Raw genomic sequence first — 11450 nt, 5'->3', positions numbered from 1 at the left:
ACTGTGGTGGGCGGGACGATAGGCCTCAGGAGGTGCCGGCGTCCGCCGTCTGCGACGGTTCGCTCGGGGCGCTGCCGTCGGAGTCGGTGACGCCGACCATCGCGGCGCGCAGCACGCGGTCACCGAAGCGGTAGCCGCGACGCATCACCGTGGTGACGGTCGGGCCCGAGACCTCGGGGGACGTCTCGTGGGCGACGGCCTCGTGCACCGACGGGTCGAAGGCGTCGCCCTCGGCCCCGAACGGTGTGAGCCCGGCGCGCTGCAGCGTCTCGATGAGCCGATCGGCGACCACCTTGAACGGGCCGGTGAGGTCGCCGTGGCTCTGCGCCCGCTCGACGTCGTCGAGCACGGTCAGCAGCTCACCGGCCACCGCGGCCTTGGCCGCGGCCACGGTGGACTCCCGCTCGCGCTCGGTGCGCCGACGGTAGTTCGCGAACTCCGCCGACACGCGCTGCAGGTCGGCGGTGCGCTCGGCGAGCTCGGCGCGCAGGCGCTCCAGCGCGGGGTCGGCGCCTGCGGTGTCGTCCGCGGCGGTGCTCGCCGTGGCGTCGCCGGCGTCGGTGGTGGTCGACGCGGCCGCCGACGCACCGGCCGCCGCCGCGGCCGCCCGGGCCTCGCCCTCGAGGCCGTCGAGCCCCTCCGGCGCCGGGTCGACGGCGTCGTCGGTGGCCCCGTCGGCCTGGGGGGTGCCGGGGGGCGTGTCCTGGCCGGAGGTGGGCACGCCGCCGACGCTCGAGTCGGTGCTCGAGTCGGGGGCGTCCGGCCCGACGTCCGGATCCTGCACGGTGACCTCCTCGGGGGGATCGGGCCCGAGGCGCCGGGCCCGATCTTTCGTCTTGTGGTCGAGCGGGGGGACCGGCGGGGTCACCGGGTGGTGTGCCCGGTGACCCCGCCGGCGGGGGTCACTGCTTCTTGTCGTCGTCGACGATCTCGGCGTCGACCACGTCGTCGGCCTGGCCCGAGGCCGCGCCGGTGTCACCGGCCGCCCCGGCGGCGCCCGCCGTGCCGTCCGCCTGCTGCTGGGCGTAGAGCGCCTGGCCGAGCTGCTGGGACTCGGTGGCGACCTTCTCCGACGCGGCCTTGATGGCCTCGGTGTCGTCGCCCTGGAGCGCGGTCTTCAGCTCGCCGACGGCGGCCTGGACCTTCTCCTTGACGTCCGACGGCAGCTTCTCGTCGTTGTCGGAGATGAACTTCTCGGTCTGGTAGACCAGCGTCTCGGCCTGGTTGCGGGTCTCCGCGGCCTCGCGGCGGCGGCGGTCCTCGTCGGCGTGGGCCTCGGCGTCGGCCACCATGCGGTCGATCTCCTCCTTGGAGAGGGCCGAGCCGCCGGTGATGGTCATCTGTTGGGACTTGCCGGTGCCCTTGTCGACCGCCGAGACGTTGACGATGCCGTTGGCGTCGATGTCGAAGCTGACCTCGATCTGCGGCACGCCCTGCGGGGCGGGCGGCAGGTCGGTCAGCTCGAACATGCCGAGCTTCTTGTTGTAGGCCGCGATCTCGCGCTCGCCCTGGAAGACCTGGATCTGCACCGACGGCTGGTTGTTCTCGGCCGTGGTGAAGACCTCGGACTTCTTGGTCGGGATCGTCGTGTTCTTCTCGATCAGCTTCGTCATCACGCCGCCCTTGGTCTCGATGCCGAGGGACAGCGGGGTGACGTCGAGCAGCAGGACGTCCTTGACGTCACCGCGCAGCACGCCGGCCTGCAGCGTGGCGCCGACGGCGACGACCTCGTCCGGGTTGACGCCCTTGTTCGGCTCCTTGCCGCCGGTCAGCTCCTTGACCAGGTCGTGCACGGCGGGCATGCGGGTCGAGCCGCCGACGAGCACCACGTGGTCGATCTGGCCCACCGAGATGCCGGCGTCCTTGATCACCTGGTTGAAGGGCTTGCGGCAGCGGTCGAGCAGGTCGGAGGTGATCCGCTGGAACTCGGCGCGCGAGAGCGTCTCGTCGAGGAAGAGCGGGTTCTTCTCGGCGTCGACGGTGATGTACGGCAGGTTGATGTTGGCGCTGGACGAGCTCGACAGCTCGATCTTCGCCTTCTCCGCCGCCTCGCGCAGGCGCTGCATCGCCATCTTGTCCTTGGACAGGTCGATGCCCTGCGAGCCCTTGAACCGGTCGACGAGCCAGCTGATGATCCGCTCGTCCCAGTCGTCGCCACCGAGGTGGTTGTCGCCGTTGGTGGCCTTCACCTCGACCACGCCGTCGCCGATCTCGAGCAGCGAGACGTCGAACGTGCCGCCACCGAGGTCGAAGACCAGGATGGTCTGCTCGTTCTCGCCCTTCTCCAGGCCGTAGGCCAGGGCCGCGGCGGTGGGCTCGTTGACGATGCGCAGGACGTTGAGGCCCGCGATCTGGCCGGCCTCCTTGGTGGCCTGGCGCTGCGCGTCCTCGAAGTACGCCGGGACGGTGATCACCGCGTCGGTGACCTCGTCGCCGAGGTACGACTCGGCGTCGCGCTTGAGCTTCATCAGCACGCGGGCGCTGATCTCCTGCGGGCTGTACTTCTTGTCGTCGATCTCCACGGTCCAGTCGGTGCCCATGTGCCGCTTGACCGACCGGATCGTCCGATCGACGTTGGTCACCGCCTGGTTCTTCGCCGACTGGCCGACCAGGACGTCGCCGTTGCGGGCGAACGCGACCACCGACGGGGTGGTGCGGCTGCCCTCGGAGTTCGCGATGACCGTCGGCTCGCCGCCCTCCAGGACGGCGACCACGGAGTTGGTGGTGCCGAGGTCGATGCCGACCGCTCGCGCCATGCTGACGTCTCCTCTCGAGACCGTGTGTCCGGTGCTGGTTGAGTGTTCTGCGCTCAAGTATGGCCCGAGCTCTGGGTTTCGCAAACCAGACCTGAGCCGCTTGTACTCAAGTGTGTCATCCCGACCAACGGAGCCTTGCACGGACTTGTTCCCTGCGGGCTCAACTCCGCCGAAGAAATCTACGCGCGGTCGGAGCCCGTGCCCGGCCGGGTGGCGAGCGGCAGCAGCTCGGGCTCGCCCCACCGCACGGCGCGGGTGCCCAGGGGGACGTCGCTCTGCTGGGCCTCCATCATCTGGCCGTTGCCCAGATACATGGCGACGTGGTGGATCGTCTCGGGATCGGACTCGTCGTAGGCCCAGAACAGCAGGTCCCCCGGCTGCGCCTGCTCGACGGGGACGTGGGCGCCCGCCTTGTACTGGTCCCGCGACACCCGCGGCAGGATGATCCCCGCGCGCTCGTAGGCCCGCAGCATCAGCCCGGAGCAGTCGTAGCTGCTCGGCCCGGTCGCGCCCCAGACGTAGGGCTTGCCGGTCTCGCCCGTGGCGAACTCGATGGCCGTGCGCGCGACGCCCTCGGGCAGCGCGGCCGCCGGCCCCGGACCCGCCTCCGCGGCGGGGACGCACTCCTGGATCGCCCCGGTCACGCCCGCGAGGTCGCTGACGAGGCTGTTGGCCAGCGACTCCCACTTGGCGTACGCGTTCGGGAACGCTGAGCGCTGCACGGTCTGCGCGGCCCGGGTGACCGGCATCGTCTCCCACCCCGGCACCGTGAGCAGCCGCTCGAAGAAGGTCCGCGTCGCGTAGACGGGGTCCCGCACCTGGTCCGGGCTGCCCCAGCCCTGGCTCGGGCGCTGCTGGAACACGCCGAGCGAGTCGTGGTCCACCGCGACGTCCATGCCGACGGTGCCCATCTGCGACTCCTGCATCGCCGTGGCCAGGGCGACGACCCACCCGCGCGGCGGGATCGCCATCCCCTTGGCGACCCCGATGATCGTCGCCGCGGTCTGGCGCTGCACGGCGTCCAGCTCGGCCGAGGTCTGCGGGACGTCCTCCGGCGGGGCCTCGCCGGTCCCCGCCTCGCACGTCGTCCCGTCGCCGGCCTCCCCGCCGCCGGGCACGAACTGGCCGACCACGAGCAGGCCGGCCGCGAGCACCACGACCAGGAAACCCGCGAGGGCGGCCACGGGCAGCAGGAGGCGCAGGAACCGCAGACCGGGCGGCAGGCGCGGCGGGGTGATCACCGTGGCACTCCTGGCCCGCCCTCAGGACGCCCGGTCGTAGCCGGAGACGCGCCAGTCACCCGGCCCCACCTGCACCAGCAGCAGCTCGAGGCGCACCGCGTCCGTCGGGACCTGGACGCGCACGGCCTCCGGGCGCACCTCCACCGCCTCCGGCGGCCCGGTGACGGCGTTGCCCGGGACGTTGGCCGGGTCGACCTCGGCGAGGACGGCGAGGTACTCCTCGGTGGTGTAGGGCGCGAGGCCGGCGCTCCACTGCTGGGGCGTGGTCCCCGGCGGGTGCGTGGCCCAGGCGCGGGTCCAGCGCTCGGCGACGGCCAGGGCGACCGGCGGGGCGGCGGACAGCGGCAGGATCCGCGGGCGAAGCTCCGTGACCGGCGGTGCGCCGGGCGCGGGGGCGACGGTGCCGGGCGCCGCGGTGGTGGCGGGGCCGAGCGCGCCGCCCGTGGGCTCCGGGCCGCCGACCGCACCGCCGATCCACGAGATGCCGGCGGCGATCGCCACGACGGCGGCGAGCACCAGGAACAGGCGCGCCGGGGAGTGCAGGGGCCACTCCCACAGCGCGCGGTAGGCCGCCGCGCGCCCGCGCCTAGTCCGTATCGGCACGCGGGCCTCCCCCGCGGGACGGCGACGTGGACGGCCCGGAGCGCCGCGGCAGGCCCGAGGACCCGGCGCCGACGGGACGGCTGGGGCGATAGATGCGGTACACCGGCGCCCCGTCGACCAGCTCGGCGCGCACCGGGCTCCGCGGCCCGCCCGCCTCGCCGCTCTCGGCGGCCCGCGCGGCCACACTGCGGTAGAGGCTGCGGTCGGCGTCGCTGACCTGGGCGCGCGCCGGCGTGGGGTCGCGGTCGCCGCGGGGGTCGCCGCCGGGGACCGCTCCCGCGCCCCGCGGCAGTGCGCGCCGGGCCGCGGTCCGGGACGCCAGGGCCGCGGCGGGGTCGGCGGCGTGGCCCGCCGCCGGGCCCACGCGTTCGCTGTCCACCCGCAGGGGTCCGGGCGCGGCGCCCGCACCGGCCGCGTCCCCGGCGGTGGGCGTCGCGTCGGTGCGCGGGGGAGTGCTCCCCTCGGGACGCCAGACGTCGCCGCCGGCCCCGCCGGCCGCGCGGCGCTCGCTCCACCAGTCGTCCTGCTTCGTCGGCGTCCGCGGGAGGAAGCGCGACAGCACGCCGCCGCCCCCCGCGGGCGGGAGGAAGCCGCCCATCTGGTCCCGGGTCAGCGACACCATCGCCGAGAGCCGGCGGAACGGGCGCGCCACCGCCCACAGCACGATCGTGACGACGCCGGTGACCAGCAGCGCGAGCCACGTGTCGACCCCGGAGCCGGGCCGGAAGAGCGCGATCACCATGAGCGAGTGCAGGCCCGCCATCGCCCCCACGAGCAGGGTGTTCACCAGCGCCGCCCCACCGACGCGCAGGGTCGCGGGCAGCACCTCGGGCTTGAGCAGGGCGAGCACCGCGAGCGCCGGGGCGACCATGACGAGCAGCCGGATGATCAGCATCGAGACGAGGACCAGCAGCTTGCTCATCAGCTGGAACAGCCCGATGCACACGGCCTGGATCAGCGCGAGCATCCCGGCGCCGGTGCGCGAGCCCTGCCGGCCCTGGAAGTAGCTGTACCGGTCGCCCACGCGGTCGGCGACCGCGGTGTACTGCTGCTTCTTCGCGTCCGCCTGGGCCTGGCCGTCCTGGCCGTCGGCGACCTCCTGCTTGGTGAACGTCTGCGCCCGCAGCAGCTCGCGGCCCATGTCGCGGGCCTGGGGGACGTCGGCGGAGCCGAACTGCCCCCGCAGCCAGTTGTTGTAGACGATCTGGTCGGTGAGCACGGTGGGCAGCGTGTTGGCGTCCCCCACGCCGACCTGGGACAGGAAGCCCTGCTGCATCGCGGTCACGCCGTCGAGCAGGACCCCGTCGAGCATGCTCGACCAGCGCACCGGCGCGGCGTAGGCGGCCGCGGCGATGGCCAGCGCGATCACCGCGATCCCCGCCCGCTGGGCCTGGCGCGACAGGTCGCCGCGCATCGCGAGCACCAGCAGGATCGCCGCCAGCACCAGCAGCGCGAGCCCGACCCACGTGGTGAACACCGCGCTGTACATCGCCTGCGTACCCGCCTGGACGACGCCGTCGAGCGGGCGCAGCAGCCCCGAGCCCTGCTCGATGAGGTAGTGCGCCCAGTTGACGCCGCCGACGACGAGCTTGGCGAGGTTGAAGAACTGGTTGCCCAGCCAGGTGTCGGTGGCGGCCGCCGGGTCGCGGGCACCGCCCGGCCCGCAGCCCAGGTCGTAGGTCCACCAGACCTGCCCCGCGTAGCCCACCTCGTGGTAGACGCTGCCCGGGGCGCCGACCCCGAGCGGCGCCGGGTCGAGCGAGCCGACGAGGCCCGTGCCGGGCCGGTCGGGGTCGGGCGCGGCCTTGCAGTCCAGCGGGGCCGCCGACGCGGGCAGCCCGACGAGGACGAGGCCCGTGACCAGCGACGCCACCACGACCACGGCCCGGCGCCGCCCCCGGGGTGCGGAGCGAGGGACGCCCTGGCTGCGTGGGACGCAGCGAAGGACGCCCTCGCTCGCCCAGGCGGTTCCTCGGGCACGCCGCGCCCGCCGCCACCCCACGACCAGGGCGGCGGCGAGGATCACGACGACGAGCGTCACGCGGGCGTCCCGGGTCCGTGCCGGCCCGCCCCCACCCACTCGCCGGCGTCGCGCCGCGCGCCGGGGCCGCGGTCGCCGGGCGCGGTGACGGTGGCGTCGTCGGCCAGCTCACCGACGGCGTCGCCGCTGGCGCCGTCCTCGCCCGTGCCCTCGTCCATCACCCAGGCCTCGGCCCACTCGTCGTCGCCGGCGGACTCGCGGCCCGCCGGGCCGGCCCCGTCGGCGGACCCGTCGGCGGACCCGTCGACGGACCTCCCGGCGAGGTCGTCGTCGAGGTCGGGCACGAGGTCGTCGAGACCCGGCGGCAGGGCCGGGTCGGCGTCGTCCGGCCGCTCGTCGAGCACCATGCCCTCGACGACCGTCCGCTCCACCATCGGGTCCCGGGACGGCGTCACCGGCGTGACCCGCGCGGTGCCGGGCGGCGGGGTCGGCGGGGTCGCGGGCGGCGGACCGGCCGGCGGCGGCCCGGCAGCGGGCACGACGGGCACCGGCCCGGTGCGCTCGGCGTCGGTCTCGGGCGGCACCGGGACGTCCCGCGGCGCGCTCGCCCCTGGCGCGGGCATCGGGCGGACGCGGCGGGCGTCGGGGTTGGTGTCCAGCGCGACGCGCAGGTGCTCGAGGTGCGCTCCCTCGAGATCGATCCGGATCTTCTCCACGCCGCCGTGCCCGTCGGCGAAGACGAACTGGCGCGGGGTGTCGTCGGGCCGGTCGTCGTGGCCGTGTCGCTGGAAGGAGGGCCGCGGCGAGAGCGTGCCGAGCATCTCCTCGTAGCCGACCTCGGTGGGCACGCGCAGCAGCCGCAGCGCCTCGGCCTGGGCCTCCTCGTCGTCGGTACGTCCGACGAACACGGCGTTGACGAGCGAGGCGAACCCGGGCACGCGCAGCAGGTCGCCCGCGAGCTGGCTGGCGAACAGCGCGCGGACGTTGAACTTGCGCGAGTCGCGGGCCAACCGGTCGATCAGCACCTTGCCGGTGGGGATCTGCGACAGGAAGTGGGTCTCGTCGAGCGCGACGCCCTTCCGCAGGTTCCGGTCGGCGGTGTAGATCGTGCGTTGGGTCAGCCAGGACGCGAGGTTGAGCAGCTCGACGGCCAGCGACTCGCCGTCGGTCCACTCCTCGCGCGGGCTGCCCGGCCGCGGCAACGCCATGCCCTGCATCGTCAGCACGGTCAGCCGGTAGTTCTCCTCGCCGACCCAGGGGTCGGCGCGCGGGTCGGTGCTGCCGTCGGGGAACAGCAGCGCCGCCTGGGGCAGCTCGCGGCGCTCCTCCAGGAAATCGGCGACGACGTCGGCGTGCTCCTCGCCCTCGCGCGCGTGGCGGCGCAGCACGGCGATGACCTGCCCCGGGTCGCGGTCCGGGGCGCCGCCCACCTCGCGCACGGCGCGCAGCAGCACGATCCGCGTGTGGGGCATGCGTGCCACGTCGAACGGCAGCAGGCCGGTGAGCACGTCGAGCACCAGGCGCCGCCGGGTGGCCGCGGCCAGGGAGCGCTCGCGACGCCACGCCTTGTCCGGGTCCTCCTCGTCGAGGAAGTGCTCGCGGCGCGGCTCGGCCACCACGCGGTAGGGGTTGAGGATGCCCGGGTCGGCGCCGAGCAGGTGGATGTGCCGGGAGAACGGGGCGAGCTCGGGGAGCTTCGTCAGCTCGGCCAGCGGGCCCGACGGGTCGAGCACGGTCCAGCGGGCACCGGCGCGCAGCGTCTTGTAGACGAGCAGGCCGGTGAGGAACGACTTGCCCGAGCCCAGCCCGCCGACGATCGCCGTCAGCCCCGACGCGCGGCGGACCTCCTGGGCCATCCACGGGTCCCACGCCACCGGGCGGCGCGTGGCCGTGCACGTCTCGCCGAGCATGATCCCGCGCCGGTCGCCCACCGACGCCGACGCCGCCGGCACCCCGGCGGCCACCCACGTCACCGAGCCCCGCCGCCGGTAGGCCGTCGAGGCCAGGGGCTCGCCGGGGATGAACTCGCGGGCGTAGGCGTACTGCGCCTCGGGGTGCTCCATCGCCACCCGCGGGCGGTAGAGGTCGAGCACCTGCTGGGCGCGGGTCAGCGCCTCGCCCTCGTCACGTCCGGACACCGCGACCCGCCACCAGCCGTAGACACGGGTGTTGAGCTGCGTGAGCCCGCCCGAGAGCTCGTCCTCGATCTGGAGCACGCGGTCGGCCTGCCGGGCCAGCGACATCGGGGGGTCGAGGTCGTGGTCGTGGGTGTAGTGCCGGATCTGGCTGCGCACCTTGCCCATCTGGCGCTGCAGCTCGCCCGCGACCTCCTCGGGCTTGCGCACGTAGATGCGCGCCGACCACTCGACGGGGAAGGGCAGGCGGTCGCTGCGCTGCATCCACGGGTCGTCGGCCTCCGGGATGCGCAGCGCGTCCATCAGCCCGACCGAGAGCACCGCGACGTGGCGCTGCACCGGCTGCGTCCCGAACCGCCCGAGCACCTGCACGGTCGGCGCGTACGGCTCCTGCTGCAGCGCGACGCCGTCGGTGAACGCCGCGAGGTCCTCGGTCTCCCAGTGCTCGCCCGACGCCGGGGCCACCGTGCGGGGTGCGGGCAGGCCGAGCGAGCACGAGCGGTGCATCAGCCAGGCCATGTCCTCCGCGGTCGCCGGCACCGCGTCCAGCCCCGCCCGCGAGACGAGTGCCTCCACGTGCGCGATCTCCGACTCGAGCGCGGCCAGCTCCGCCGTCGCGGCCGAGGGCACCAGCCGGCCGAGGATCGGCGCGGCCCCCTCGAGCCAGCGGTCGACGATCGAGCGCCCGGACACCTCGACGCCGAGGAAGACCTCCTTGTCGGACATCGACAGCCCCATGAGGTGGCGCTGCTCGCCCTCGAGGAACTGCTCCCAGCTCAGCGCGCCGGGCACGTCGGGCATCCGCCCGGGCGCGTTGTGGTCGAACGCCTCCGCCCACAGCGCCACCGGATAGGGCCGCGACGTGACCCGGACGTGCAGCCAGCGGCCCTGCAGCTCGCCGAGCTGCGTCGCGATCTGGCGGATCAACGTCTCGCGCTGCGAGTCGCTGCGGAAGCTCCAGGGTTGCGGGGCGAGGCGGTACCAGGCCGTGACCGAGGACGCGGTGCGCGCGAGGTTGCCGTCGATGGCGCGCAGCGCGATCGCGGAGCGGTAGCCCTGGGCGGGGCCCTCGCCGGTCAACGAGCGCGGGCGGCGCCCGGAGGTGCGCGCCGGGGTGCTCCGCGCGGCCCGCAGCCCGCTCCCGCGCGGGCCCGCCTCGAGCGCCTCCGGTGCCGACCCGTCCGCGCGCCGGGCCCTACCGCGGCGCAGCACCGTCGTCCCCCCGCGCGCGGGTGCCGGGGCCGAAGGGCTCGCGGGCTCCGCGGGGTTCGCTGCCGCCGGCGGGCTCGTTCGACAGGGGCCAGCCCGGGCGACGGCGGGGCCGCGCCGGACGGCGCTGGGTGCGGTCGGGATCCGCGTCGGCGGCGCGGTCGGCGGCACTGTTCGTCACGCGGTCGGGGACGCGTCGGGTGCGGCGTGCCGGCACGGGCTCACGGCGGCCGGTCCCGCCGGTCCAGGCCGCCATCGACGCGTCGGCGGCCGCCGTGGTCCGGGCGTCCGGGGCGGGGGGCAGGACGAGCCGGTCCTTCTCCGGGGCACCGACGTCCGCGCCGGCCGGGGGCCCGGAGTCGGCGCCGGCGGTGCGGCGCGCACGGGTGCGGCGGCGCGCGCCGTCCGTGCCCGCCCTCCGCGGTCGGCGGCTCGCGGCCCGCGCGTGGGAGGGGTCCGCGTCCTCGAGCCCGGGCGTGAGGTGCGCGCCGTCCGGTTCCGCCTCCGGCGTCGCCGTCCGCGGTGCCGGGACGGCGGGGGCGTCGACGTCCGCCTCGGCGGGGGCGGCGGGGACGGCGGGGACGGCGGGGACGGCGGGGGCGGCGGGGGCGGCGGGCTCCCCGGCCGGTGTCTCCGCCGCCGGCGTCGAGGGGCGGCCCGCGACGCCCTCCTCGTCGTCGCGGGGCGGCGGGCCCCAGGTGTCGGCGTCGTCCGACGCCCCGGCGCGCGGGCGGACGACGCGCTCGCCGCCGCTCCCCCGCGGCAGCGCGATGGCCCTGGACGCGCCGGTGAGCCTGGGCCGGTCGCGGCGCACGGCGACGTGGCCCGTCGTCAGCGCCCCGCCGATGGTCCGCTCCTTGGCCCGCGGACCGCGCAGCTCGTGGACGAACAGCGTCAGCCACTCCAGCAGCGGGCGCTCGTCGTTGATGCGGCGCGACACGAAGCGGGTGATGGCCACGGTGATCAGCAGGGCCCACGCCACCGAGAAGAACCCGAGGTCGATGCCGAGGCGGCGCTGGACGAACATCACGGCGATCATGACGAGCAGCCCGACGCCGTAGGCCGAGTAGCGGGCACGCCACGGGAACGTCGCCCGCGGTGGGCCGAGCCAGACGGCGTCGACGCGGTACACCTCGTCGTCGGTGCGGATGTGCACCCGCGTCACCCGGTGATGAGCTGGGCGAAGAATGCCCCGACCCGGGCGCCGGCGCCGGGCGTGAGCGCGATGCCGAGGGCGATCAGGCCGATGATGAGACCGATGCTGCGGCGGGCCACACCGGCGTTGTCACCGCGCCCGCCGATCCACAGCATGGTGATCGCGATGCCCAGCAGGATCAGCGGGACGATGTTGTCCTGGATCCAGCCCTGCAGCCCGCCCGTCCCCGGAGCCTGCGCGACGACGTCGGCGCCGAGGAGCGTGACGGTCATGGCGGTTCCTCCTGCGGACGTGCTGGTCAGTGTGCCGGGAGCGGATCTCGACCGGACGAGTAAACATGGCAGCCGCGGGTCATCAAACCCCTTCGCT

General features: G+C 75.2%; 8 protein-coding genes. All 8 read right to left on the bottom strand.

What is annotated here, in order from left to right; translation table 11 throughout:
- Positions 1–25 precede the first annotated feature (25 nt).
- Positions 26–784: a nucleotide exchange factor GrpE gene (grpE, locus tag C8D89_RS10965; protein WP_243418010.1), complete on the bottom strand. Its 759-nt coding sequence runs from the start codon at positions 782–784 to the stop codon at positions 26–28.
- Between the two features lie 118 nt (positions 785–902).
- Positions 903–2756 (bottom strand): molecular chaperone DnaK, encoded by a 1854-nt coding sequence (dnaK, locus tag C8D89_RS10960; protein ID WP_116708129.1) that lies wholly within the window; start codon positions 2754–2756, stop codon positions 903–905.
- Positions 2757–2935: 179 nt separating this feature from the next.
- Positions 2936–3946 (bottom strand): C40 family peptidase, encoded by a 1011-nt coding sequence (locus tag C8D89_RS10955; protein ID WP_423716946.1) that lies wholly within the window; start codon positions 3944–3946, stop codon positions 2936–2938.
- A 72-nt stretch (positions 3947–4018) separates the two neighbouring features.
- The gene (locus C8D89_RS10950) at positions 4019–4600 is read right to left on the bottom strand and encodes a hypothetical protein (RefSeq protein ID WP_116708128.1); all 582 of its coding nucleotides are present in this window, start codon (positions 4598–4600) and stop codon (positions 4019–4021) included.
- Positions 4584–6641: a hypothetical protein gene (locus tag C8D89_RS10945; protein ID WP_133251877.1), complete on the bottom strand. Its 2058-nt coding sequence runs from the start codon at positions 6639–6641 to the stop codon at positions 4584–4586. The genes C8D89_RS10950 and C8D89_RS10945 overlap by 17 nt, the downstream gene beginning before the upstream one ends.
- Positions 6638–9928 (bottom strand): ATP-binding protein, encoded by a 3291-nt coding sequence (locus C8D89_RS10940; protein ID WP_243418008.1) that lies wholly within the window; start codon positions 9926–9928, stop codon positions 6638–6640. Before C8D89_RS10940 ends, C8D89_RS10945 begins: the two co-directional genes overlap by 4 nt.
- Complete coding sequence (locus C8D89_RS10935) at positions 9912–11090, bottom strand: hypothetical protein (protein WP_116708126.1); 1179 nt, start codon at positions 11088–11090, stop codon at positions 9912–9914. Before C8D89_RS10935 ends, C8D89_RS10940 begins: the two co-directional genes overlap by 17 nt.
- A complete protein-coding gene (locus tag C8D89_RS10930; protein WP_116708125.1) occupies positions 11087–11353 on the bottom strand; it encodes a hypothetical protein in 267 nt (88 codons plus the stop codon). The genes C8D89_RS10935 and C8D89_RS10930 overlap by 4 nt, the downstream gene beginning before the upstream one ends.
- Positions 11354–11450: the final 97 nt, after the last annotated feature.

The sequence above is a fragment of the Actinomycetospora cinnamomea genome (genome assembly GCF_003096675.1).
Taxonomy (GTDB): Bacteria; Actinomycetota; Actinomycetes; order Mycobacteriales; family Pseudonocardiaceae; genus Actinomycetospora; species Actinomycetospora cinnamomea.
The sequence above is the reverse complement of the archived record's forward strand: the minus strand, read 5'-3'. Positions and strand labels throughout refer to the sequence as shown.

What these genes read in the sequence shown, in the direction of transcription:
- dnaK (WP_116708129.1), bottom strand. Translation starts at nt 2,756, where the DNA reads ATGGCGCGAGCGGTCGGCATCGACCTCGGCACCACCAACTCCGTGGTC.
- C8D89_RS10930 (WP_116708125.1), bottom strand. Translation starts at nt 11,353, where the DNA reads ATGACCGTCACGCTCCTCGGCGCCGACGTCGTCGCGCAGGCTCCGGGG.